Origin of the sequence: Streptomyces sp. NPDC058674 (assembly GCF_042716505.1) — a bacterium.
In the GTDB taxonomy this organism is placed as follows: Bacteria; Actinomycetota; Actinomycetes; order Streptomycetales; family Streptomycetaceae; genus Streptomyces.
In genome coordinates this window covers 1-24202 of the sequence record NZ_JBHXSC010000060.1, presented here as the reverse complement: position 1 = coordinate 24202, position 24202 = coordinate 1, and the positions used below count along the sequence as shown (strand labels likewise).

The 24202-nt window shown below is 74.1% G+C and carries 17 protein-coding genes; 5 read left to right on the top strand and 12 right to left on the bottom strand.

The window, feature by feature from the left end; all coding sequences use genetic code 11:
- Window positions 1-52: 52 nt before the first annotated feature.
- Window positions 53-745 carry a LuxR C-terminal-related transcriptional regulator gene (locus ACFWU6_RS25915; protein WP_383810244.1) on the bottom strand — a complete coding sequence of 231 codons (693 nt, stop codon included), beginning with the start codon at window positions 743-745 and terminating at the stop codon, window positions 53-55.
- A complete protein-coding gene (locus ACFWU6_RS25910; protein ID WP_383983329.1) occupies window positions 742-2043 on the bottom strand; it encodes a PspC domain-containing protein in 1302 nt (433 codons plus the stop codon). The genes ACFWU6_RS25915 and ACFWU6_RS25910 overlap by 4 nt, the downstream gene beginning before the upstream one ends.
- A gap of 131 nt (window positions 2044-2174) precedes the next feature.
- Here ACFWU6_RS25910 and ACFWU6_RS25905 point away from each other — a divergent pair, with 131 nt between their 5' ends.
- Window positions 2175-3482 (top strand): PspC domain-containing protein, encoded by a 1308-nt coding sequence (locus ACFWU6_RS25905; RefSeq protein ID WP_383983327.1) that lies wholly within the window; start codon window positions 2175-2177, stop codon window positions 3480-3482.
- The gene (locus ACFWU6_RS25900) at window positions 3469-3735 is read left to right on the top strand and encodes a hypothetical protein (RefSeq protein ID WP_383810236.1); all 267 of its coding nucleotides are present in this window, start codon (window positions 3469-3471) and stop codon (window positions 3733-3735) included. The genes ACFWU6_RS25905 and ACFWU6_RS25900 overlap by 14 nt, the downstream gene beginning before the upstream one ends.
- On the opposite strand, the gene ACFWU6_RS25895 is transcribed toward ACFWU6_RS25900, so the two are convergent.
- The 4 genes from ACFWU6_RS25895 to guaA form a co-directional block, all read right to left on the bottom strand.
- Window positions 3639-4151 (bottom strand): DoxX family protein, encoded by a 513-nt coding sequence (locus ACFWU6_RS25895; protein ID WP_383983325.1) that lies wholly within the window; start codon window positions 4149-4151, stop codon window positions 3639-3641. The two genes, ACFWU6_RS25900 and ACFWU6_RS25895, sit on opposite strands and share 97 nt — an antisense overlap.
- Window positions 4152-4169: 18 nt before the next feature.
- Window positions 4170-5426 carry a hypothetical protein gene (locus ACFWU6_RS25890; RefSeq protein WP_383810231.1) on the bottom strand — a complete coding sequence of 419 codons (1257 nt, stop codon included), beginning with the start codon at window positions 5424-5426 and terminating at the stop codon, window positions 4170-4172.
- Window positions 5427-5528: 102 nt separating this feature from the next.
- Window positions 5529-6368, bottom strand: coding sequence for a class II aldolase/adducin family protein (locus tag ACFWU6_RS25885; protein WP_383983323.1), 840 nt, complete (start codon window positions 6366-6368; stop codon window positions 5529-5531).
- A 116-nt stretch (window positions 6369-6484) separates the two neighbouring features.
- Window positions 6485-8071, bottom strand: a complete 1587-nt coding sequence (gene guaA, locus ACFWU6_RS25880; RefSeq protein ID WP_383810224.1) for a glutamine-hydrolyzing GMP synthase — start codon at window positions 8069-8071, stop codon at window positions 6485-6487.
- Window positions 8072-8373: 302 nt separating this feature from the next.
- On the opposite strand from guaA, the gene ACFWU6_RS25875 reads away from it, so the two are divergent.
- The gene (locus ACFWU6_RS25875) at window positions 8374-8676 is read left to right on the top strand and encodes a chorismate mutase (protein WP_383983348.1); all 303 of its coding nucleotides are present in this window, start codon (window positions 8374-8376) and stop codon (window positions 8674-8676) included.
- A gap of 403 nt (window positions 8677-9079) precedes the next feature.
- On the opposite strand, the gene ACFWU6_RS25870 is transcribed toward ACFWU6_RS25875, so the two are convergent.
- The 6 genes from ACFWU6_RS25870 to ACFWU6_RS25845 all read right to left on the bottom strand — a co-directional run bounded on the left by ACFWU6_RS25870 (window position 9080) and on the right by ACFWU6_RS25845 (window position 22036).
- Entirely contained in the window at window positions 9080-10930 is a 1851-nt protein-coding gene (locus ACFWU6_RS25870; RefSeq protein WP_383983321.1) for a GMC oxidoreductase, read from the bottom strand.
- Between the two features lie 9 nt (window positions 10931-10939).
- A complete protein-coding gene (locus ACFWU6_RS25865; protein WP_383983319.1) occupies window positions 10940-12571 on the bottom strand; it encodes a succinic semialdehyde dehydrogenase in 1632 nt (543 codons plus the stop codon).
- 103 nt (window positions 12572-12674) lie between these two features.
- The gene (locus tag ACFWU6_RS25860) at window positions 12675-14390 is read right to left on the bottom strand and encodes a protein kinase (protein WP_383983317.1); all 1716 of its coding nucleotides are present in this window, start codon (window positions 14388-14390) and stop codon (window positions 12675-12677) included.
- 125 nt (window positions 14391-14515) lie between these two features.
- Window positions 14516-17530, bottom strand: coding sequence for a protein kinase (locus ACFWU6_RS25855; protein WP_383983315.1), 3015 nt, complete (start codon window positions 17528-17530; stop codon window positions 14516-14518).
- A 76-nt stretch (window positions 17531-17606) separates the two neighbouring features.
- Window positions 17607-19883: a serine/threonine-protein kinase gene (locus tag ACFWU6_RS25850; RefSeq protein ID WP_383810209.1), complete on the bottom strand. Its 2277-nt coding sequence runs from the start codon at window positions 19881-19883 to the stop codon at window positions 17607-17609.
- 446 nt (window positions 19884-20329) lie between these two features.
- On the bottom strand, window positions 20330-22036 hold the full coding sequence (locus ACFWU6_RS25845; protein ID WP_383810206.1) for a glycerol-3-phosphate dehydrogenase/oxidase: 1707 nt from the start codon (window positions 22034-22036) through the stop codon (window positions 20330-20332).
- Between the two features lie 256 nt (window positions 22037-22292).
- Here ACFWU6_RS25845 and ACFWU6_RS25840 point away from each other — a divergent pair, with 256 nt between their 5' ends.
- Both ACFWU6_RS25840 and ACFWU6_RS25835 read left to right on the top strand, forming a co-directional pair.
- On the top strand, window positions 22293-23522 hold the full coding sequence (locus ACFWU6_RS25840) for a nucleotide sugar dehydrogenase (RefSeq protein WP_383810203.1): 1230 nt from the start codon (window positions 22293-22295) through the stop codon (window positions 23520-23522).
- A 116-nt stretch (window positions 23523-23638) separates the two neighbouring features.
- Entirely contained in the window at window positions 23639-24112 is a 474-nt protein-coding gene (locus tag ACFWU6_RS25835; RefSeq protein WP_383810200.1) for a hypothetical protein, read from the top strand.
- Window positions 24113-24202 lie beyond the last annotated feature (90 nt).

The following is a 24202-nucleotide window of genomic DNA, read 5'->3' as shown; positions in this document are numbered from 1 at the left end:
GCCGCACGGATCAGACCAGGCGGCGGGCGGATCAGACCAGGCGGCCTGTGGATCAGACCAGGCGGCGGGCGGTCGCCCAGCGGGTCAGCTCGTGCCGGTTCGACAGCTGGAGCTTGCGGAGCACCGCCGAGACGTGCGACTCGACCGTCTTCACCGAGATGAACAGCTGCTTGGCGATCTCCTTGTACGCGTATCCGCGCGCGATCAGCCGCAGCACCTCGCGCTCCCGCTGCGTGAGCCGGTCCATGTCCTCGTCCACCGGCGGGGCGTCCGTGGAGGCGAAGGCGTCGAGGACGAAGCCCGCCAGCCGCGGCGAGAACACCGCGTCTCCGTCCTGCACCCGGAAGACCGAGTCCACCAGGTCGGCGCCGGTGATGGTCTTGGTGACGTAGCCGCGCGCGCCGCCCCGGATGACGCCGATGACGTCCTCGGCGGCGTCGGACACCGACAGGGCCAGGAACCGCACCGGGTTCTCGGCCGCCGCCATCAGGGGGGCGCAGCGCCGCAGCACCTCCACCCCGCCGCCGCCGGGCAGGTGGACGTCGAGCAGGACCACCTCGGGCCGGGTGGCCGTGATGACGGTGACGGCCTGGTCCACGTCGGCCGCCTCCCCGACCACCTCGACGCCGGTCCGGTCGGTCTCGCCGATCTCGGCCTGCACGCCGGCGCGGAACATCCGGTGGTCGTCGACGAGCACCACCCGGACGCGCCTGGTCTCTCCCGCGGGTGCGTTCTCCTCGGTCATGCTGCGTTCGCCGCCCTCTCCATCTCCAGCTCGACTTCCGTGCCGCCGTCGGGCGCGGACCGCAGCCGTGCGGTCCCGCCGTTGCGCTGCATCCGGCCGATGATCGATTCTCGTACGCCCATGCGGTCGTCGGGTACCGCGTCGAGGTCGAAGCCCGGCCCGCGGTCCCGTACGGACACGAACACCGTCCGTCCCTCGACCTCGGCGTAGACCTGTACCGGCCCGCCGTCGCCACCGTACTTGGCCGCGTTGACCATCGCCTCGCGCGCGGCCTGGACCTGCGCCGCCAGCCCCTCGTCGAGCGGGCAGTCGCCGACGACGACGACCTCGATCGGGACCCCGTGGTGGTCCTCCACCTCCGCTGCGGTCTTCTTCACTGCCTCCGCCAGGGTGGCGGGCTCCTCGGCCTCGTCCTTGCCGGTGCCCTCGGGCTTGTAGAGCCAGTTCCGCAGCTCGCGCTCCTGGGCCCGGGCCAGGCGGCGCACCTCGCCCGCGTCCTCCGCGCCCCGCTGGATCAGGGTGAGGGTGTGCAGCACCGAGTCGTGCACGTGGGCGGCGACCTCGGCCCGCTCCTGGGCGCGGATGCGCATCAGCCGCTCCTCGGAGAGGTCCTGGGTCATCCGGATCAGCCAGGGCCCGGCCAGCAGGGCGACCCCGACGAGGACGGCGAGGGTGGCGGTGAGGACGTTGCCCAGCTGGGCGGCGGAGCCCCGCACGACGATGAAGACGGTCAGCCCGACGCAGACCAGGACGACGCCCGCGAGCGCCCGGGCGGTCTGCAGGAGGCGTCCGTGCCGGCCGGCGGCCGCGTTCCAGTGGGCCCGGCGGGCGTTGTCGGCCTGCCGCCACACGAGGACCACCCCGGCCCCGACCAGCAGCGTCGGCCACACGTAGCGGCCGGACTCACCGCCGAGCTGGACCTTGGAGACGAAGATCCCGGCGCCGATGAACAGTGCGATCAGGGCGGCGATCTGCCCCCGGTCGGGTGTGCGCAGCCGGCGGCTCCCGTCGGCGAGCGTCTCGAAGAAGGTGCGGTTCCCGGCGCGGCCGCCGATGCCGAGCGGGACGAACACCCAGAAGGCCGCGTACAGCAGGACGCCGAGGCCGTCCCCGAACATGAACAGCCCGAGGAAGGCGAGCCGGACCCAGATCACGGGCAGCCCGAGGTGCCCGGCGAGCCCGCGCGCGACGCCGCCGAGCATCCGGCCGTCGGCGCTGCGGTAGAGCTTGCGCTGCGGCGCGGACTCGGGCGGGGGCTCCGGTGCGTGCGGGGTGCGGGGTGCGGCGGCTACGGGCATGCCACCGATGGTCACACGCGCGCGGGCGCCGCGGCATCAGGGCGTCCCCCCACTTGTGTGCGGGGGATATCAGGGTTGCGCCAGGGTCGGGCCCGGTGCCGCGGGCCGTCCGGGCCCGTCACCATGGACCCATGACCGAAGTACACGACTCCCCGCCCGCGGATCACGCGGTCCCGCAGGCACCGGCGGACCGGCCGCCCCTGCGCCGCGCCAAGCGCGACAAGGTGCTCGCGGGCGTGTGCGGGGGGCTGGGCCGGTACTTCGACCTGGACCCGGTGGTCTTCCGGATCTGCCTGGGCGTCCTCGCGGTCACCGGCGGCGTCGGCCTGATCTTCTACGGTTTCGCCTGGCTGCTGCTCCCGCCGGAGGGCGAGGAGGAGAGCGAGGCGAAGAAGCTGCTGACGGGACACGTCGAAGGGGCGACCCTGGCGGCGGTGTTCGCCGCCCTGGTGGGCTGCGCGCTGTTCCTGTCGATGCTGGACAACGGCGAGATGGCGGTCTTCTCGGTGCTGGCCGTGCTGGCACTGGGCGGGGCCTCGTACTGGTCGCAGCGGCGCCGGGTGTCCGCGGCCCCCGAGGCGCAGGCCCCCGCCTCGCAGCGGCCGGCGCACGCGCCCGCCCCGCCGGAGACGAAGGCGCCGCCCGCCCCCGGCGGCCCCTCATGGTGGCGGGACCCGCTGGTCAAGGACGGCACCACCGGCCCGGTCGGCGCGACGGGGTACCTGTGGGGGCCCGACGACGAGGCCGGCGCCGGTCCGGGCAGCACCCCGGCGGCTCCGGCCGCGCCCCTCGCCGCGAGCAGTCCGCGCGGCGGCATCGGGGGGCGGACGTTCGTGCTGGCGCTGCTGGCGGGGGCGGGCTCCGCCGCCGCCGTCTGGGAGGACGGGCCGCTCGGCCACGCCCTGCAGATCGGGCTCGCCTCGGCGCTGGCCGTCTTCGGCCTGGGCCTCGCCGTCAGCTCGGTCAAGGGGCGTACGGGCTTCGGCACCATCGTGCTCGCGGTGCTCACGGCCGGGCTGCTGGCGGGGGCGTCCGCGCTGCCCCGCGAGATCGGCACCGACTGGCGGCGGACCGAGTGGCGGCCGGCCGCGGTGGCCGACGTACGGCCCTCGTACGAGGCGGGCACCGGGCTGGCCACCTTGGACCTGAGCCGTCTGGACGTGCCGAAGGGCGCCACCGTGTCGGTCAGCGCCTCGCTGAAGGCGGGCCGGCTCAAGGTGATCGTGCCGCGGGAGGTGACGGCCGAGGCGGACGTCTCGGTCCGGCTGGGCGACATCCACATGCCCGGGGAGACCAGCCGGGACTTCCGGGTCCGCGGCGGCGGCGAGACCCAGGCGGCGACGCTGCCGCCCGCCGCCGGCACCGAGGCCGGCGGCACGATCGAGCTGCACCTGGACACGGGTGTGGGACAGGTGGAGGTGGCCCGTGCGGCGTCATGAGTTCCAGCCCGGACGGCTCCTGGCGGGGCTGGTCCTGATCACGGCGGGCGTGCTCTACCTGCTCGACGCGACCGGCGGGGCCGACCTGCCGTGGTTCCTGGTCATCCCGATGACCGTGGGCGGGCTCTCCCTGGCCGCGGTGCTCGGGCTGGTGACCTACGCCGTGCGCAGGGACCGGCGCGACCGGATCAGCGCGTCCAGCGACCAGGAGGACGCCCCGGCGAGGACCAGCGGGGTCCAGGCCATCAGGTAGACCAGGTCGTTGCCGTAGTAGTACGGGGTCACCGCCCAGGACACGGTGAGCCACAGGCTGAGCGAGATCAGGGCTCCGCCGACGGCCGCGACACGGGTCAGCAGCCCGGCGAGGACCCCGAGGCCGACCAGCAGCTCCCCGACGGCGATGGCCGTACCGAAGCCGACGGGGGACCTCAGCGCGAGGTCCACCATGGCGGGGACGGCGGAGCCGTCGCGCACCGCGCGCATCTGGTCGCCGATGGACCCGTCGCCGGCGGCGGCGAGGAACGCGGGGTCGGTCAGCTTGTCCAGGCCGGCGTAGACGAAGGTCGCGCCGAGGAAGATCCGCAGGGGCAGCAGCGCGTACGCGGCCGCGCGCTCCTTCAGCGGGGAGGGTTTCGACGGGGCGGCGTCAAGTACATCGGTTCGAGTCACGCGACATGTGTACCCCGATCACTCGGCCACGTCGACGGTACAGCGGTTGGATTCCACTCCTGCGGCGGTGACCACCTGGACGTCGACGCGGCCCGGTTCCACTTCCGCCGGGACGGGCACCGTCAGCACGGCGTCCGAGGGGTTGCTGAACCCGCCCGCCACCGGGACCAGCGGCACGTGCACGTGGACGGCGCCGATCCGCACCACCAGCCGGGCCAGCATCTCGGGGGTCTGCCCCCCGGGCGGCACGAAGCCCACGCCGCGGATCTCGATGTCGTCCCCGGGGCGGACGGCCGCGTCCAGGTCCCCCGGCTCGCGCCTGCGCACCACCGACAGCACCAGCGGGCGGCTGCCCTCCGCGTACTTGGCCGCCAGGTAGACGGCGGCCGACAGCGCCACCAGCAGGGCCAGCGCCCACGGCAGCCGCGGCAGCCGGTCCGGGAAGCGGGCCAGCGACACGGCCGCGTAGGCGAACACCACCGTCGAGACGAGCACGTACTGCGCGTCGGGGAAGCTGCCGCGTCCCGCGTCGTCGGTCAGCAGGTCCGCGCCGCGCGGCCGGTCGGCGGGCAGCTTCTGCAGCCGCTGGCCCATGATCCGTACGGAGACCACCCGGCGCACGAGCACGGCGACCGCCGAGGTCAGCGCGACCACCGCCAGCAGCGGCAGCGCCGCCCGGAGCGCGAGCCCCGCGTAGAGGGCCTCCCGTTCGGGACCTGGCGCCGAGGCGGCCAGCCGCAGCGCGGGCAGCAGCGCGGCGAAGGCGGTCAGCACCACCCAGGCGGTCGGGACGGCCTTCGAGGTCGACAGCCGGTTGTCCTCGCCGACGATCGGGGCCAGCAGCCCGCCGCGCACGGATTGGGCCCGGGCCGCGACGGTGAGGAGCCCGGCGAGCGCCAGGGCCGCGAGCAGCCCGGCGGTGCGGGCGGTGGACCAGCCGGTGCCCAGCGCGGTGCCGACCTGGACCACGAGCAGGACCCCGGCCGCGATCCACACGGCGAGCACGGCCCGCCGGGAGAACAGGTACAGCCAGGAGTTGCCGGCCTCCCGTCCCCGGTCGGCGACGGTGCGGGCCGACAGGGTCAGCTCGTCGGAGACCCACTGCCGGGAGGCGCCGAGGGAGTGGGCGACCGCGGACGGCACGCCCTGTCCCGCGGCGAACTCGTCGCGCTTCTCCAGGAAGGCGGCGACGGCCCGCCGGTGGCCCTCCCGTGCGCAGTCCTCGCAGGTACAGGCGGTGGTATGGGTACTTCGGGAGATCTCTTGGACAGCCACGTGCGTGCCGCCTCTCTGAACTACGGTGCGATGCCTGCGAATTGTGCACCACTGCGGCAGTGCTCCGGATTGCGCACGATGTCAGAGCAGGTGATTAACGGTTCATGATGTTGACGCCATCGGCCCGGCGGCCGTCTCCCGCAGCGGCTGGTAGTTCACCCAGGCGGCCAGATCGGACCCGAACCGCTCGCGCATGAGGACGGCTCCGCGGTGGTCGATGAGCACCGGTTTCCCCGCCGCCCGCGCGACCAGCTGCACCTGCGCCGCCCGCTCCGCGGCGATGAACCACCAGACCGCGGCGTCCACCGAGTCCCCCACCGTCAGCAGCCCCCGGTTGCGCAGGATCAGCGCCTTGTAGGGGCCCAGCGCCCGTCCGATCCGGTGCGGGTCCTCGGCGCCGGGGAACTCGTCGAGCAGCGCGTGGTCCTCGTAGAAGGCGCAGGCCTCCTGGGTGATCGGGGCGAGCAGCTCGCCGAGGGCCGCCAGCGCCCTGCCGTACGGGCCCTGCGTGCGCACGACGGCCACCGCCCCGGGCCGTTCGCGGTGGACCGCGGCGTGCACGGCGAAGGCCAGCTCGTTGACCCTGCGCTCCCCCTGGCGGACCCGGCCGTCCCCGTCGACCAGCAGCAGGTCCTCGGGGGTCAGCCGGGCGAAGGCCCGCCCGAAGGGGTTCACCCAGTAGCAGTCCTCGAACTCCGGGTCCCGCACGCTGACGTGTCCGGCCACCCCGTCCTCGTACCCGAGCCCGCCCAGCAGCCGCAGCGCCTCGGCGAGCCGCTCCCTGCGGTGCGCACGGACCTGTGCGGCGGTGGCGTGGACGGGCGGCATGTCGAAGCGCAGCCGCTCCACCGGCACGGGAGCCGGCGCCCGGGGCGGCACGGGAGGGGGCGCGGCCGCGGGGGCGCCCGCGCCGGCGGTCAGGGCTTCGGACTGGTCCGGCATGGCGCCTCCTTCGGTTCGCGGCGCAAGGTACCCCCGCCCCCGCGAAGTGGCCAGAGAAAGGGCGAAGCCGCCGCTCCGGGAAGGAGCGGCGGCTTCGCCTCGCGCACGGGTGGGGGCTACTCCCACTCGATGGTGCCCGGGGGCTTGCTCGTGCAGTCGAGGACCACGCGGTTCACGTCCGCGACCTCGTTGGTGATCCGGGTGGAGATCTTGGCGAGCACCTCGTACGGCATGCGCGTCCAGTCCGCGGTCATCGCGTCCTCGGAGGAGACGGGGCGCAGCACGATCGGGTGCCCGTAGGTGCGGCCGTCGCCCTGGACGCCGACGCTGCGGACGTCCGCGAGCAGGACGACCGGGCACTGCCAGATCTCCCGGTCGAGACCGGCGGCGGTGAGCTCGTGGCGGGCGATGGCGTCGGCCTCGCGCAGCAGGTCCAGGCGCTCCTTGGTGACCTCGCCGACGATGCGGATGCCGAGGCCGGGGCCCGGGAAGGGCTGGCGCTGGACGATCTCGTCCGGGAGGCCGAGCTCCTGGCCGACCATCCGGACCTCGTCCTTGAACAGCTGGCGCAGCGGCTCGACGAGCTCGAACTCGATGTCGTCGGGGAGGCCGCCCACGTTGTGGTGGGACTTGATGTTGGCGGTGCCGGTGCCGCCGCCGGACTCGACGACGTCCGGGTACAGGGTGCCCTGCACCAGGAAGGCGACCGCGGGGCCGTCCTCCTGGAGGATCTCCAGCTGGGCCTGCTCGAAGACGCGGATGAACTCGCGGCCGATGATCTTGCGCTTGGCCTCCGGGTCGGAGACGCCGGCGAGCGCGTTCAGGAAGCGCTCCTGGGCGTCGACGACCTTCAGCTGCACGCCCGTGGCGGCGACGAAGTCCTTTTCGACCTGCTCGGTCTCGCCCTTGCGCATCAGCCCGTGGTCGACGTAGACGCAGGTCAGCTGGGAGCCGATGGCCTTCTGCACGAGGGCCGCGGCGACCGCCGAGTCCACGCCGCCGGAGAGGCCGCAGATGGCGCGCTTGTCGCCGACCTGCTCGCGGATGGCCGCGACCTGCTCCTCGACGATGTTGCCGGTGGTCCAGGTGGGGGCCAGGCCGGCGCCGCGGTAGAGGAAGTGCTCCAGGATCTGCTGGCCGTGCGTGGAGTGCATGACCTCGGGGTGGTACTGGACCCCGTACAGCCGCTTCTCGTCGTTCTCGAAGGCCGCGACGGGGACCACGTCGGTCGACGCGGTGACGTGGAAGCCCTCGGGAGCCGCGGAGCAGGCGTCGCCGTGGGACATCCACACCGACTGGCTGTCGGGGGTGCCCTCGAAGAGGGTGGAGCCGGACCTGGAGACGGCCAGCGGGGTGCGGCCGTACTCGCGGGCGCCGGTGTTGTCGACCTGGCCGCCGAGGGTGACCGCCATCAGCTGGAATCCGTAGCACATGCCGAAGACGGGGACGCCGGCCTCGAACAGGGCGCGGTCTATGGCGGGCGCACCCTCCTCGTACACGGAGGACGGGCCGCCGGAGAGGATGATCGCCTTGGGGTCCTTGGCCAGCATCTCGGCCACCGGCATCGTGCTGGGGACGATCTCGCTGTAGACCCGTGCCTCGCGGACTCGGCGGGCGATGAGCTGGGCGTACTGGGCGCCGAAGTCGACGACGAGAACCGTGTCCGGGGCGCTGTCGTGGGCGGCGGAGGGTGCTTCTGGCACGGGGCGGCCTTCCGGCGGAAGAGGTGGCTGTTTTGTCGATTCTAACGGGGGAGCAGGGGGCGTCTTCGTCTCACCATCCGAACCCGCTTGGCCGGGACGGGGGCGGAAGGCCATAATCCCTTCCATGCGCGAGCAGCTGAGCTTCCTCTTTACCTATGGCACCGGTCGGTCCGGTCGCCATGGGTCCTCGTGATGCTCGCTTGAGCCGCTGACTTCCCAGAGCGCCCCGGTCCGACAGGACCGGGGCGCTCCGGCGTTCCCGCTCCTGTCGCCCCCGTCCACAGGAGAACGCCATGACGACCATGACTGCCACGACGGCGACTGCCACGACCATGACTGCCACGACCGCGAAGACCACCGCCCCCGAGCAGCTGATCGCCGACTCCCGCCGCCGCATCGACGCCCTCGACGACCGGATCATCGGGCTGATCCAGGAGCGGATGGCCGTCTCCGCGGTCATCCAGGAGACGCGCCTGTCCTCCGGCGGCCGCCGGGTGCACCTGTCCCGCGAGATGGAGGTGCTCTCGCACTGGAGCGGTGCTCTCGGGAAGCCCGGCACCACCCTGGCGATGACCCTGTTGGAGCTCTGCCGGGGCCGCGTCTGACCGGGGCGGCCGGGCTCCGTGACGCCTGTTCGTCACTCGTCCGGACCGTGACCGGCCCGACGGCCCTTCGTTGGTGGGGGTGTCCGCGCCAGCCAGGCGCGGGACCGCACCACCACGCGTGGCTCCGCCGGAGCGATGAGACGTGGGCCCCGTGGGGCGTACGTCGTGGGACCTCGCTCCTCGCGTGACCGGACGGCAGGGGACAGCAGCCCGGTCACTTCGTGGAGGACGGCCGGCCCGGGGGACGCCCCGGGCCGGCCGTTCTTCTTGCGCGCCGCCGCCCTGTGACGGACGACACACCCCTCCCGCGCGGATTCCGGTACAACCATCAGGGTTGAACACCTGTCACCTATGTACCTCGGTGGGTACCGCGCTCGGAGGGGGAGCGCGGTACCCACCGACGTCATTCGGCCGGTTCCGCCGTGCGCGGCGGCAGCTCGGGGACCGCGAGGAACGGCAGCCGCAGCGCGCCGAAGGCCTCCTCGGGCACCGCCGGGCGGGCCGGTTCCACCGCCGCGAGGCGGACGTACGCCGCGCCCTGCTCGGGCCGCTGGTCCTCCTCGCCCTTGTTGGGCCAGTACGACATCGCCCGCTCCGCCTGCGCCGTGATCGTCAGCGACGGGTTGACCCCGAGGTTGGCGGAGACGGCCGAGCCGTCCACCACCGAGATGCCCGGGTGGCCGTAGAGCCGGTGGTACGGGTCCACCACGCCCTCCTCCGCCGAGGCGCCGATGGGGCAGCCGCCGAGGAAGTGCGCGGTGAGCGGGGTCCCCATCAGCTCGCCGACGTTGCTGCCCGCGAAGCCGTTGATCTCCTCGGCGAGCAGGGTCGCGGCGCGGGTGGCCTCCGCGATCTGGACCGGGTTCGGGGCGCCGTGGCCCTGGCGGGCGGTGAGCAGGCCCTTCCCGATCCCGCCGGGCTTGCGGTAGGTCGTCAGGGAGTTGTCCAGCGACTGCATGACCAGGCCGATGATGGTCCGCTCCGACCAGCGCCGGTTGGACAGCGAGCGCGCCAGCTGGAGCGGGTGCCGGGCGGTCCGCCCCAGCCAGGCCCGGACCCGGTGCGGGGCGAAGGGGACCTGGAGGACGGTCATGAACCCCATCGCGTTGGAGCCCTTGCCGTAGCGGACCGGTTCGATGTGGGTGTCGGCGTTGGGGTGCACCGAGGAGGTGATCGCCACGCCGCGGGTGAAGTCGGCCCGGCCCTCCCCGCCGTGCCGCTTGCGGTAGCGGCGGTCGGAGGTCTGTGCGCCGACCAGGCCTTCGGAGTTGGTCCGGGTCAGCTCGCCGAGCCGCCCGGACAGCCGCGGCAGCTCGCCCCGGTCCCGCATCGTGTGCAGCAGGGTCTGGGTGCCGTACGTGCCCGCCGCGACGACCACGTACCGGGCGCGCAGCACCTTCGAGCGGCCGGAGCGACGGCCGTCGGTGGGCACCGTGCGGATGCGGTGGCCGCCCCCGGGGTGTTCGGAGAGGGCGGTGACCGTGGTCATCGGGTGGATGACGGCGCCGGCGCGCTCGGCGAGGTGGAGGTAGTTCTCGTTCAGGGTGTTCTTCGCGCCGTGCCGGCAGCCGGTCATGCACTCGCCGCACTCGCTGCACGCCGTGCGGGCGGGGCCGGCGCCGCCGAAGTACGGGTCGGCGACCTCTTCGCCGGGCCGGGCCTTCGCGTGCCCGTCGGCGTCCTCGCCGTCGCCGAAGAAGACGCCGACCGGCGCCATGTGGAAGGAGTCCGCCACGCCCATCTTCTCGGCGGCCGCCTTCAGGTGGACGTCGGAGGGGGTCACGGTCGGGTTGAGGCGCACTCCGAGCATCCGCCTGGCCTGGTCGTAGTACGGGGCGAGCTCGTCCCGCCAGTCCGTGATGCCCGCCCACTGCCGGTCCTCGAAGAAGGCGGCGGGCGGCACGTACAGGGTGTTGGCGTAGTTGAGCGAGCCGCCGCCCACCCCGGCGCCCGCGAGCACCATCACGTTGCCGAGCAGGTGGATGCGCTGGATGCCGTACAGCCCGAGGGCCGGGGCCCAGAGGTAGTTGCGCAGGTCCCAGCTGTTCTTCGGCAGGCTCTCGCGGGTGAAGCGGCGACCGGCCTCCAGGACGCCGACCCGGTACCCCTTCTCGGTCAGGCGCAGGGCCGAGACCGCGCCGCCGAAGCCCGATCCGATGACGACGACGTCGTAGTCGTAGGCCGGGTCGTCCCTGGCGTCCCTGCCGTCCCTGCCGTGCTCGTGCTGGTGCTCGTGCTGGTGCTCGTTCGACACGGCTGGCCCCTAACGCAGTCGGAGTGCCTTCATGACCTTGAGGCTGCGGGTCATGAACGCCGCGTACTTCTCGTCGTCCATGCCCAGCGAGGGCGCCATCGGCAGGAGCCGCTGGTGGGCGACGGTCTGGGCCTCGGTGTACTTCAGGATGCCCTCGGAGCCGTGGCGGCGGCCGAGGCCGGATGCCTTCATACCGCCCATGGGCGCCTGGGCGCTGCCGTAGGCCGGGGCGTAGCCCTCGTTGATGTTGACGGTGCCGGTGCACAGGCGGGCGGCGACGGCGTGGCCGCGCCGGGAGTCCTTGGTCCAGACGCTGGAGTTGAGGCCGTAGGGGGTGGCGTTGGCCTGGGCCACGACCTCGTCCTCGTCGGTGAAGCGGTAGAGGGAGACGACCGGTCCGAAGGTCTCCTCCCCGCACACCGCCATCGGCGCCTCGACGCCGTCGAGGATGGTGGGCTCGTAGAAGAGGGGGCCTATGTCGGGGCGGGCGGTGCCGCCCGCGACGAGGACGGCCCCCTTGGCGACCGCCTCGTCCACGTGCCGCTGTACCGTCTCCAGCTGGCGTTCGCCGGCCAGTGAGCCCATGTCGGCCCCGTAGGCGAGGGAGCTGCCCAGCCGCATGGCCCTGGTACGGGCGGCGAAGCGCTCGACGAAGGCGTCGGCTATCGAGGCGTGGACGTAGAGCCGCTCGATGGAGATGCACAGCTGCCCGGCGGAGGAGAAGCAGGCGCGGACGGCCCCCGCGGCGGCCTTCTCCACGTCGGCGTCGTGCAGGACGAGCATGGCGTTCTTGCCGCCGAGTTCGAGGGAGACCCCGATGAGGCGGTCGGCCGCCCCCCGGGCGACCTCTCGGCCCGTGCGGGTGGAGCCGGTGAAGGAGACGTAGTCGGCGTGCCGGACCACCTCGGGACCGACGACGGGGCCCTCGCCGAGGACGATCTGGAAGACCTCGGCGGGCAGGCCGGCCTCGATCAGCAGGTCACGGGCCCACAGGGCGGTGAGCGCGGTCTCGGTGTCGGGCTTCATCACGAGCGCGTTGCCGGAGACGAAGGCGGGCAGCGCGTCGCCGACCGAAAGCTCCAGGGGGTAGTTCCATGGCGCGATCTGGCCGACGACTCCGCGCGGCTGGCGCAGTTCGGTGACCTTGGTCAGGGTGGGCACGGCCCCGGTGTGGCCCTTGGGCCGCAGGTACGAGGGCGCCTTGCGGCCGTAGTGCCGGGCGGCGATGGCGACCGCCTGGACCTCTTCGTGGGCGTGCAGCCGGGCCTTGCCGGTCTCCAGCTGTATGAGGTCGAGCACCTCGGCCTGCCGGGCGAGGACCAGGTCGTGGAAGCGGAGCAGCACGGCGGCGCGCCGGCGCACCGGGACGGCGGCCCAGGCAGGCTGGGCCGCGCGGGCGCGGTCGAAGGCCTCCGCGACGTCCTCGGGGCTGGACTCGGGGAGCTCGGCCAGCCTCTCCCCGGTGAAGGGGGTGTGGTTGGCGGTCCGGCCGGAGCCGATCACCCCGCGGGTGAGCCGGGCGACCAGGTCGGGGGTCACCACGTCGGCGGCGGTGCGGACGCCCGCCGGGGCGGGGGCGACCGGATTGGTGGGCTGCGGTGCGGTCCGGAGGAGGGCGGCGGGGGCCTGCGAGTCCGTCATGGCGGTGAGCGTATTGCGCGCGCGAGCCTTTGGGTACCCGCGGGTAACCAGTTTTTGCCTTTTCCGCCAGTGATCGCTGGCAGGATCGCGCGGATCGGCGGGATCAGTTCCCGGCGGGGGGCGGCTCCCAGCCGCTGAGCACGATGTCGAACTGCTGCTGGGTGGTGCTCCAGTCGGCGGCGGGGCTCGACATGTAGACCGCGTACTCGGTGTCGTCCGGAGCGATGTACATCTGCTCGATGGCCCGGCGCGGTCCGGGGTGCGCCACCTTCTCGGTCCACGTGAACTCCCAGCGCGCGGCCCGGACGCTGTCCCGGAAGGTGTTCTGGTTCAGCCGCAGCCTCTGGTAGTCCGTCCGCTTCTGCACCTGCTTCTCCAGGTCGAGCAGGTGCGCGTACGGGTTCACGTGGTCCGGGCTGGGATCGGCGGCGATCCTGATGAAGTGCTTCCCGTTGTCCGGGGTGTAGTCGATCTGGTCGCCGTCCATCTGGCGCGTCCACCCCTCGGGGACGAACAGCGTGAACCCCGCCGGGTCGGTGACCCTGCTCCAGCCCGCCGGCGGTGTCGCCTTCGGCTTCCCGTCGCCGCCCGGCTCCGGCCGGTCGGAGGCGCTCGCGTTCTTGTCCGCGCCGCCGCCCTTCTCCGCGTCGCCGGTGTACTTGAGGACCCCGAAGACACCGCCGCCGCCGAGCAGCGCCGCCACCAGGGCCACCGCCGCGGCGCGCCTGACACGGCCCGCGGCGGGCTCGCGGCCGGCGGGGGCGCCGCCCGGCTCCCGGAGGGCGGCCGTCGGTGCGACGTCCCCGGGCGGCGCGGTCGGGGCGTGCCGCGCCGCCGGGACCTGCCCGCCCTCCGAGGCCCCGGCGGTCCGGCCGGACGGCGGGGCGTGCCGGTCGGCGGCGTCCGGCGCGTCGTGGCCGTCCCGGGCCGAGGCCAGCTCCTCCGTGGTCACCGGGCGCGTGGGCACGTACGCCTGCGCCGCCTTCGGCTCCCGGCCCTCCATCGCCTCCATCAGCATCCGCTCGGCCTCCATGGCCGAGGGCCGCTCGGCCGGATCCTTGCGCAGCAGGGCCGTGATGACCGGACCCAGCGCCCCGGACTGGCGCTGCGGCGGCGGCTCGTCGTTGACCACGGCCTGGAGGCTGGAGATCGGCGAGGTGCGGCGGAACGGCGAGCGGGCCTCGACGGCCGTGTACAGGGTGGCGCCCAGCGACCACAGGTCGGAGGCGGGGTCGGGGGCCCCGCCGGTGACCCGTTCGGGAGCCAGGTAGTCGATGGAGCCGACGATCTCGCCGGTGCGCGTGATGGACGAGTCGCCCTCGATCGCGGCGATCCCGAAGTCCGTGAGCAGGACCCGGCCGTCCTTGGCGAGCAGCACGTTGCCGGGCTTCACGTCGCGGTGCAGGACGCCGACGGCGTGGGCGGCGCGCAGCGCGCCCAGGACGTGCAGCCCGATCCTGGCCGCCTCGCGGGGCTCGATCCGCCCCGCCGCCTTGGCCGCCTCGGCCAGCGAGGGGCCGTCGATGTACTCCATGACGATCCACGGGCGGTCGTCGTGCTCCAGCACGTCGTGCACGGTGACCACCGCCGGGTGCTGGATGCGGGCCGCGGCCCGCGCCTCCTTCTGCGTCCGGGCGTGCAGGACGTCCCGGTCGGCCTGGGCCACGTACAGACCCGCCGTCAGTTCCTTGACGGCGACGCTCCTGTGGAGCAGCTCGTCATGTGCGCGCCATACCTTGCCCATGCCGCCGCGGCCGATCGGCTCGATGAGTCGGTACCGGCCCGCGAGCACGGCGCCCCCACCTGTCTGCTGTTCCACGAAACCCCGCCGCTCTCCGCACTTCAGGCCAGATTACGGAGCACACGGCCCCTGCGCGTACCGCCCGGGCGGCTGGAGACACCACTGTGACGCAATCGCCGTACTGATCGACCGTCAGCGGCGCCTCAACCGCCCGCCCGGTAACTCGCCGTGGCCTTCTCGAAGACCTCGGTGACCTTGCTCTGCTCGTCCTCCGGACCGGTGACGAGGACGACGTGGTAGCTGCCGCCGAGCGCGACGACGAAATTGCGGGCGAAGACGTTGCGGCCGGTGCCGTCGATCCAGGTGTACCGGGCGGTGACGCGCAGCTGCTGACCCACCGTGGTCTTCTTGATGTCCCCGACCGAGGACCAGGTGGAGCTGCGGTAGGGGTTGAGCTCCGGCTCCTTGTCCTTCTGGTAGGTCTGCGGGTCCGGGTTCCCCTCGACCTTGTCGCGGCCGGGGACCACGGTGAGGACGAACTGGCCCTGGGTGAAGCGCACCTGACCGGCCTCGTTGATGCCGTTGCGGTCCCAGCCGTCGGGCACGGCGATCTGGAAGTGCTCCGGGTCCTGCTGCACGGTGTAGCCGGACGGCGCAGGGAGGGGGGCCGCCGTCGCCGGCGGTGTGGTCGTCTGGGGCGCCGGCTTCGACTCCGGTGTCCCGCTGGGGGTCTGGGACGGGCTCGGGCTCTGCTTCTGCGGCGCCGGCGCGGGGCCGGCCCGGTCGGGCCCCGGCGCGCGGGGCATGAACAGCATGGCGTACCCCACCGCCCCGGCCAGCAGCACCAGGACGCCCAGGAGCAGACTGCGGCCGAGCGCGCGGGGCTTGCGGGGGGCCGCGGGATTGCGGTGCCGCCCGTGGAGTTCACCCCGGCGGCGTACGGCCGGCAGCCGCGCGGGGTCCGGTTCGGGCATCGGGAGCAGGTGGAAGCCCGCGTCCGGCTCGGGGGCGGACCGCACCAGCGAGCGCAGCCAGCCGCGCAGCTCCTCGAAGTCGGGCCGCTCCGTGGGGTCCTGGCGCAGCAGCGACTCCACGATCGGGCGCAGCGCGCCGCACTCCTCGGCGAAGGCGGGGGGCTCGGCGCACACCATCTCGACCAGCTCGGCGACGCTGTCCTCGGGGTAGGGGGCGTGCCCCTGGACGGCCCGGTACAGCAGGGCGCCGAGCGCCCAGAGGTCGGTGGCCGGGCCCACGGGGGCGGCCAGCTGCCAGTGCCCCTGGACGGGGCCGGCCTGCTCGGGGGCCCAGCGCTCGGTGACGGCCCCGACGACGGCCATCCGCGTCTGCCGGGCCCGCTCGGCGTCCAGCCCGGTACGCGGACCGTCCCAGCCGGCGGTGCTCGGACCCGGCGCGTGCGGGGCTGGTGCGTGCGGGTCTGGTGCGTGCGGGTGGTGCGGTGCCGTCGGGCTCAGCGCGTCCGGCCGTACCGGCGCGGAGGGCTCCGGTCCGGAGGGTGCCGGTCCGGGGCGGCGCGCGACGGCCGCTCCCGGGCCCTGCGGGGCCTCGGCCTGCCGGTACCCCTGGGGCAGGGCCAGCTGCGCGGGCAGCGGGGTCTCCTGGTGCGGCGGGGGCAGGGGCCGCGCGTGGGCCTGCGGGTCGCCGGCGTACGGCTGTGCCGGGACGCCGGGCCGGAGGGCCGGGTCCTGCGCGGGCTCGGGCCGCGGGGCCGCCAGGGACTGCGGTTCCGGTGCGGGCGGGAGGGCCTGCCGGCGGGGGGTCGCACCGTGCCAGGGGGCGGGGGCGCCGCTGCCGGTACCGTCGTCCGGCCCCGCACCCGCCCCCGCACCCGTGGGCGTCCCCGGACCGGCGTCCGGTCCTCCGTACGGGTACGAGTACCCCTGCGGCAGGTTCGACCCCTCGGGCCGCGGTTGCGGAACGGCCTTGCGCTGCTCGGTGACCCGGGCGGCGGCGGCCTGCGCCCCGGCCCGGTAGGCGGCGATGGCCCCGGCCCGTGCGACGGCCTTCGGGTCGGGCCGCTCGGCCCGCTCCTCCGGGCGTCCGGGGGTGATGTGGTCGTTGTAGCGCGGCCCGGTGTCGTACCCCGGGGCCACCAGCGGCGCGTACCCGGCATCGGGCATCGGCCCGGGAGACGGCGCCGGGGACGGTTCGGCGGCCCGGAAGCCCGCGTCGTGCTCGGCGCTCCCCCCGAACTCCGCGTCCGCGTCGGGGCGCAGACCCGGGGCAGGACGCAGACCCGCCTCAGGGCCAAGGCCCGAATCCGAGCGCAGACCCGCCTCGGGGCGCAAGCCCGGGTCCGGGTCCGGGCCCGTCATGGCGGTCCAGGCGCCGCCGGCGCGGGGGTGACGCCCGGCCTCCGGCCGTCCCGCGTGTCCCGCTGGGTACGGCCCGGCCGCCGGGCCCCGGTCCGCTCCCGGGACCGCGGCGCGCCCGGCACCGGCACCGGCTTCCAGGCCGGGGCCGGGGTATGGCTCCGGGGGGTGGCTCCCGCCGCCCCAGCCCGCGGGGCCGGGGCCTGGGCCGGCACCGGCACCGGGGTACGGGCCGGGGTCCAGGCCGGGCCCGGGGTACGGCTCCGGGGGGTGGCTCCCGCCGCCCCAGCCCGCGTCAGCGCTGTCGGTGCCGCGCGGGACGGGGTCGTAGCCGCACAGGGCCTCCTCCGCCGCGCCCGCCGCCAGCCCGGTCAGCACGACTCGCCCGTCGTCGCAGACCAGCACCGTCCGGACGGTGATGTTCCGGTGGGTCCAGCCGTGCGCGTGCAGCACGCGCAGCGCGGTCAGCACGTCCGACGCCACTTCCGCCGCCCGGTAGGGACTCAGCGGCTCGTCCGCGATCAGCGCGGCCAGCGGCCTGGCCGGGACCAGTTCGCTGACGATCCACAGCGACCCGCCCTCGGAGAACACGTCGAAGACCTGGTCCAGCCGGGGGTGGTCCGGAATCGCGGCCGCCGCCTGCGCCGCCTCGATGGCGCGCCGGACGGCCGGCAGGTCCGCGGCACCGCCGCGTCCGGCGGCCGGGGCGGCGCGGTGGCCGTCGAGCAGCTCCGCGTCCACGACCTCGGGCAACGGCACCTGCCGTACCAGGACTTCTTGGCCGCTGCGCGTGTCGAAGGCCCTGGTCTCCACCAGCTCGTACTCGTCCGACGGAGGCAGCGGCAGGCGGTAGCGGTGGGCCAGAATCCGGCCCGCGTACTCCTCCACGTCGCCTCCCCCGAGTGCGCCGGGCCCCTGTGACCCGCTGACACGATACGACGCGCGGGCCGCCCGCGTCCCGAGGTCAGCCGACCGGCTGGAAGGTCGCGTAGGCCGTGTTGCGCATCTGCGTGCACTCGGCGCCGTCCCACTGGTCGGCGGCGCAACTGATCATGATCGCGTAACCGTGCTTCGCATCCATCTTGAAGCCCCGGTTGAGCACGCGGACCTTGATGCCCTGCTGCTCCCGCTCGAACTCCCAGTCCGCGACGGTCGGATACCCCCGGTAGTCCACCGAGTCCACCCGGATGTGCCGGTACTTCTCGCTGCTGGCGGCGGTGCCCGCGACGGAGGCGAGCCACGCGGCCTTGGCGTCGTTGCCCGGTTTCGAGGTGAAGTCGACCTGAATGCGCGGGAATCCGCCGTCGCGGCTGTATATGCCGCCGGAGTTCTGGCCCGCCGTGCCCGTCCGGTGGAAGCCCGCGGGCATCGCCATCGAGAAGTGGAACCCGGGCTCGGTCAGCTGGGCGTACCCCGCGGGGAGGCTGCCGTCCCCGCCACCCGGATTGCCGCCCTGGCCCTGGCCCTGATCCTGACCTTGCCCCTGCCCTTGGCCCTGATCGGTGCCGGGAGTCTGGCCCTGGCCTTGGCCCTGACCCTGACCCTGCGCGGCCCCGCCGGCGGGATCGCCGCCCGGCTGGCCCGTGTGGGGCGAGGCGGGCGGGGAGCCCTGCGGGTCGGCGCGGCCCGGGGAGGGGCTGGCGGACGCGGCCGGGGTGGGCTTGTCGCCGCCCTTGCCCTCGGCCTTGCGGCCGTCCTTGTCGTCGCCGCTGACCATGTATCCGATGAGGGAGCCGACCGCCGCCAGCACCACGACCACCGCGACGATCGCGAGCACGATCGTGCGGCGCGGGACGACATCGGTGAGCGGCGCCGCGACCGGCGCCGACTTCGGCTGCCTGGCCCCAGGCCCGGTCCCGGTCGCGGGTCCGGGCGCTTCCGCGGCCGTGGCCGTGGCCGCCGCCGTGACGGCCGCCGCCTTGCGGGCCGACTTCAGCGCGGCGCGGGCCCGCTCGCGCTGCTCGCGCTCGCGCTGCTCGCGCTCCTTCTTCGCCGCCTTCTCGGCGGTCTTGGCCGCCTTTTCGGCCGCGGCCGTCTCGGCGGCCTGCTTGGCGTCCGCCAGCGATATCTGCCGGGTCTCCTCGGCGGTCGGGGAGGCGGGGGGAGCCGGCTCGGGCTCGGGGGCCTCGACGACGGCGGTCAGCATGGCCCGTGCCCGGACGTCGTCGAGCCGGTGGGCCGGGTCCTTGGCGAGCAGGCCGTAGATGACCTCGGTGAGCGGGCCCGCGTTCTTGGGCGGGTCCACCGGCTCGGTCATCACCGCGGTCAGGGTCGCGAGCGCGGAGCCCTTGTCGTACGGGGGCACGCCTTCGACCGAGGCGTAGAGCAGGCCTCCGAGCGACCACAGGTCTGCGGGCGGGCCGGGCTTGTGGCCGCGGGCCCGCTCCGGGGAGATGTACGAGGGTGCGCCGACCAGCATCCCGGTGGAGGTGACGGAGGGGTCGCCCTCGACCTGTGCGATGCCGAAGTCGGTGAGGACGACGCGGCCGCCGTTGCCGGCGATGAGCACGTTGGACGGCTTCACGTCCCGGTGCAGGATGCCCTGGCGGTGCGCGGCCCGGAGCACGTCGAGCACGGCGAGGCCGACCTCCGCGGCCCGACGGGGCGTCAAGGGGCCGTTGTCCCGGATGAACTCGGCGAGCGACGGCCCTTCGATGAGCTCCATGACGATCCAGGGGCGGCCGTCCTCGTCGACCACGTCGTAGACCGTGACCGCGCCTCCGCTGCGGATGCGGGCGATCGCCTTGGCCTCGCGGAGCGTGCGGGTGATGAGCCGGCGCTTCTCGTCCTCGTCGACCCCGGTGCTGAAGCGGAGCTCCTTGACGGCGACGGTGCGGCCCAGGATCTCGTCCTCGGCGCGCCAGACGGTACCCATCCCGCCCTTGCCGAGCACGGCGCCCAGCCGGTACCGCCCGGCCAGCAACCGTCCTTCGTCCTTGCCCCCGGCGCCCGTCGGGCCGGAGCCCCTCTTCGCTTCCTCGGGTCCGTCGGAGGCCGCGGCCGTCCCGGCCGCCGTCCCCTTCGCGAACCGCGACTTCACCACCGGCGGCGCGGCGTCCTCCACCACGGGGGTGGCCACCGGCGTCGCGGCGTCCTCCACCACGGGCTTCGCGGCCGGTTGCGGCTTCGGGTCCTTCGCCGACCGCGGCTTCGAGGCCGGCGTCGCGGCGTCCTCCACCACGGGCTTCGCCGCAGGCGCCACCGCATCCGCCGCCGACTCGGCGGCGGGCTCCGGCTTCACGCCCCCGGACTTCCCCGAAGCCGAAGCCGGGTCCGAATCCGGGGCCGGGGTCGAAGCCGAAGCCGGGTCCGCATCCGAGGCCGGGGCCGGGGCCGAGCCCGAGCCCGGGTCGGCAGCCGCGACGGTCGGCGCGTCCTTCGTCAAACGCGGCTTGGCCGCAGGCGATCCGGCGTCCCCGCCCGACCCCCCCGAAGCACCGTCCTCACCTTTCGCCGCAGGCGTCACGGCATCCTCCACCACGGGCTTCGCCGCGGCCGGCCCGGTAGGCGCTGCGTCGGTGTGCTCCGGCTTCGACATGCGTCCCCTCTGCGATCGTGCCGCCGGCTCCAGCGGCGCGGGCAGCGGCCGGGGTCCGCGGTAACCCGCCCCGGCAAGCCCCTCATTGTTCCTCACTCCGCAACGGACGGACCCCCCGGGTCTGCGGTTCCCCTTTCCGGATGCCGGAGTTACAACGGAACGATGTCGGGCGCCCCCAGACGCGCCGCGTCGGCGGTCTGGTCGTCGGGCTGTCGCTGCGATTCCCGTTCCGCCTGTACCCGTTTTTCGTAGTGCTCCACTTCCTTCTCGACCTGTTCCTCGTCCCATCCCAACACCGGCGCCATCAACTCGGCGCACTCGCGCGCCGACCGCGTCCCGCGGTCGAAGGTCTCGATCGAGATCCGCGTCCGCCGCGTCAGCACGTCGTCCAGGTGGCGCGCGCCCTCGTGCGAGGCGGCGTACACGATCTCCGCCCGGAGGTAGTCGTCCGCCCCCGACAGCGGTTCGGCCAGGCCCGGGTCACGCGCGATCAGGTCCAGCAGCTCCTCCGCCAGGGACCCGTACCGGTTCAGCAGGTGCTCCACCCGGACCACGTGCAGCCCGGTCCGTGCCGCGATCCGGGCCCGACCGTTCCACAGCGCCCGGTACCCCTCCGCCCCCACCAGCGGCACGTCCTCCGTCACGCACTCGGCGACCCGCTGGTCCAGCGCGTGCACGGCCTCGTCGACGGCGTCCTTCGCCATCACCCGGTACGTCGTGTACTTGCCGCCGGCGACGACCACCAGCCCCGGCACCGGGTGCGCGACCGTGTGCTCCCGGGAGAGCTTGCTCGTCGCGTCGGACTCCCCGGCCAGCAGCGGGCGCAGCCCCGCGTACACCCCCTGGACGTCGTCGCGCGTCAGCGGCACCGCGAGCACCGAGTTCACGTGCTCCAGCAGGTAGTCGATGTCCGCGCTGGACGCCGCCGGGTGCGCCTTGTCGAGGTCCCAGTCGGTGTCCGTGGTGCCCACGATCCAGTGCCGCCCCCACGGGATGACGAACAGCACCGACTTCTCCGTCCGCAGGATCAGCCCGGTGCTCGAATGGATGCGGTCCTTCGGGACCACGAGGTGGATGCCCTTGGACGCCCGGACGTGGAACTGTCCGCGCTCCCCGATCAGCGCCTGGGTGTCGTCCGTCCACACCCCCGTGGCATTGACGACCTGCTTCGCGCGGATCTCGTACTCGCCGCCGCCCTCGACGTCCTGCACCCGGGCGCCGACCACCCGCTCGCCCTCGCGCAGGAAGCCGACCACCCTCGCCCGATTGGCGCAGTGCGCCCCGTACGCGGCGGCGGTGCGCACCAGCGTGGCGACGTACCGCGCGTCGTCCATCTGGGCGTCGTAGTACTGGAGGGCCCCCACGAGCGCGTCCTTGCGCAGGGCCGGGGCCACCCGCAGGGCCCGCTTGCGCGACAGGTGCCGGTGCGTGGGCAGGCCGCGCCCGTGCCCGCCGGAGAAGGACATGGCGTCGTACAGGGCGACGCCCGAACCGGCGTACAGCCGCTCCCAGCCCTTGTGCTGCAAGGGGTACAGGAAGGGCACCGGCTTCACCAGGTGCGGAGCGAGCCGCTCCAGCAGCAGGCCGCGCTCCTTCAGCGCCTCCCGCACGAGGGCGAAGTCGAGCATCTCCAGGTACCTGAGGCCGCCGTGGATCAGCTTGCTCGACCGGCTGGAGGTCCCGGACGCCCAGTCCCGCGCCTCCACCAGGCCCGTCGAGAGGCCTCTGGTCACCGCGTCGAGCGCGGTGCCCGCGCCCACCACGCCCGCGCCGACGACCAGCACGTCCAGCTCCCGCTCCGCCATCCGGGCGAGGGCTTCGGCGCGCTGCACCGGTCCCAGTGTCGCTGTCCTCACGGCTGCCTCCCGTTGGTGCGGGTCTACCCCGCTTCGTGCGGGTGATCCCGCTCACACCACCCGTTCATGATTCTGACCGCCCCTCCCCACATCAGCCACCGCCTGTGGACAACACAAGAACGGCCCGCGCCTCAGAATGCGACATATCTGTCATATATACGCCTAGTCTGACATTGCGCCAGCTCCCCTCCAGTTCCCCCTGTCCACAGGGCTTGCGCACGCATCCCCCTCATGTCAGGGAAGGGACCGCACCCCCATGCCCGCAGATCTCGCCGTCATCGGACTCGGCCATCTCGGCCTCCCCCTCGCCCAGGCGGCCGTCGCCGCCGGTATCGAGACGGTCGGCTACGACAGCGGTCCGGTCACGGACTCCACCCTCACTGCGGCCGAGGTCCGCCGCATGTCGGCGGCCGGCTTCCGGGTCGCCACCGACCCGGCCGAACTCGGCCGGGTCCGCACCGCCGTCATCTGCGCGCCCACCCAGCTCGGCGCCGACCGCGCACTCGACCTCGCCGCCGTCGGCGAGGCCGGCCGCGCCCTCGCCGCCCGGCTGCGCGCGCACACCACCGTGATCCTCGAATCGGCCGTCCATCCGGGCGTCACCGAGGACTACCTCCGCCCGATCCTCGAAGAGGGCTCCGGGCTGCGGGCCGGCCGGGACTTCCACCTGGCCTACTCCCCCAGCCGCCTCGACCCGGGCAACCGCACGCACGGCATCTCCAACACCCCCAAGGTCATCGGCGGCCTCACCCCCGCCTGCACCGAGTCCGCGCACGCCTTCTACGCCCGGCTCGCCGAGAAGGTGGTCCGCGCCCGCGGCCTGCGCGAGGCCGAGACCGTACAGCTCCTGGAAACCAACTACCGGCACGTCAACATCGCCCTCATGAACGAGATGGCGGTCCTCTGCCACGACCTCGGCGTCGACCTCTGGGACGTCATCCGCTGCGCCGAGACCAAGCCGTACGGCTTCCAGGCCTTCCGCCCCGGCCCCGGAGTCGGCGGCCACGGCGTCCCCCTGGACCCGAACTACCTCCCCCACACCACCCGCACCCCGGGCCACCCCCTGCGCATGGTCGGCCTGGCCCAGGAGATCAACAACCGGATGCCGCAATACGTCATCCAGCGCTCCGCCACCCTGCTGAACGAGCACGGCAAGTCCGCCCGCGGCGCCCGCGTCCTGCTCCTCGGCGTCACCTACAAGCCCGACCTCGCCGACCAGGAGGGCTCCCCGGCCCGCGAGATCGCCAGCCGCCTCATCGACCTGGGCGCGCTGATCAGCTACCACGACCCCTACATCACGGGATGGCGCGTCCGGGACCAGCCGGTCCCCCGCGCGGAGTCCCTGTACGAGGCCGCGGCCAACGCCGACCTGACCATCCTGCTCCAGCACCACCGCACCTACGACCTGCAAGGACTGGCGGTGAAGGCCCAGTTGCTGCTGGACACCCGCGGTGCCAGCCCGGCGGGCGCCGCGCACCGCCTCTGAGGCCGCGCAAACCCCCCTGTGGATGTCCGGGACGGGTGCTAGCCTGCGGCGTCACTTATCTCGCACTTATGGCCTACGGGCACGCGTGCGCCCGAATTCCCTGGGGGGGATTTCCCATGGCTCAGAACTTCCAGCCGCCCGCACCCGACTCCTACACCGCGGCCCCCGCCCCGGCCCCGGTCCGCGCGGGCAACATCGGCCTCGGCATCGCCGCCGCCGTCGTCACGGCCCTGGTCGCGGCGGGCGCGTACGGCGGCATCATGAACGCCATCGACCGCCAGGTCGGCTACGCCGCGGTCGCCGTCGGCCTCCTCGTCGGCCTCGTCGCGGGCAAGGTCGGCGGCAGGAACCCGGTCCTGCCCGTGGTCGCCGCCGTGCTGTCGATCGGCGCCGTCTACCTCGGCCAGCTGTTCTTCATCGCCCTCGCGCTCTCCGACTTCGCCCACGTCGGCCTCGCCGACATCCTGGGCGACCCGGGCATCGGCGGCCTGAACGACATCTGGAAGGAGGCGTCCGAGCCCATGGACTACCTCTTCCTCGGCATCGGCGGCTTCGTCGCCTTCGGCGCCGCCAAGAAGGTCACCGACTGACCTCGGCGCCCCGCGTACGCCGGAGGGGCGGGGCCCCCGGGCGGGGGGCCGCCCCCCCCGGGGCGGGGCGGGGGGGGGGGAACGGGCGGT

Coding starts and splice junctions, on each gene's coding strand:
- ACFWU6_RS25915 (WP_383810244.1), bottom strand. CDS start 745: ATGACCGAGGAGAACGCACCCGCGGGAGAGACCAGGCGCGTCCGGGTG.
- ACFWU6_RS25910 (WP_383983329.1), bottom strand. CDS start 2,043: ATGCCCGTAGCCGCCGCACCCCGCACCCCGCACGCACCGGAGCCCCCG.
- ACFWU6_RS25905 (WP_383983327.1), top strand. CDS start 2,175: ATGACCGAAGTACACGACTCCCCGCCCGCGGATCACGCGGTCCCGCAG.
- ACFWU6_RS25885 (WP_383983323.1), bottom strand. CDS start 6,368: ATGCCGGACCAGTCCGAAGCCCTGACCGCCGGCGCGGGCGCCCCCGCG.
- ACFWU6_RS25875 (WP_383983348.1), top strand. CDS start 8,374: ATGACTGCCACGACGGCGACTGCCACGACCATGACTGCCACGACCGCG.
- ACFWU6_RS25865 (WP_383983319.1), bottom strand. CDS start 12,571: ATGACGGACTCGCAGGCCCCCGCCGCCCTCCTCCGGACCGCACCGCAG.
- ACFWU6_RS25840 (WP_383810203.1), top strand. CDS start 22,293: ATGCCCGCAGATCTCGCCGTCATCGGACTCGGCCATCTCGGCCTCCCC.
- ACFWU6_RS25835 (WP_383810200.1), top strand. CDS start 23,639: ATGGCTCAGAACTTCCAGCCGCCCGCACCCGACTCCTACACCGCGGCC.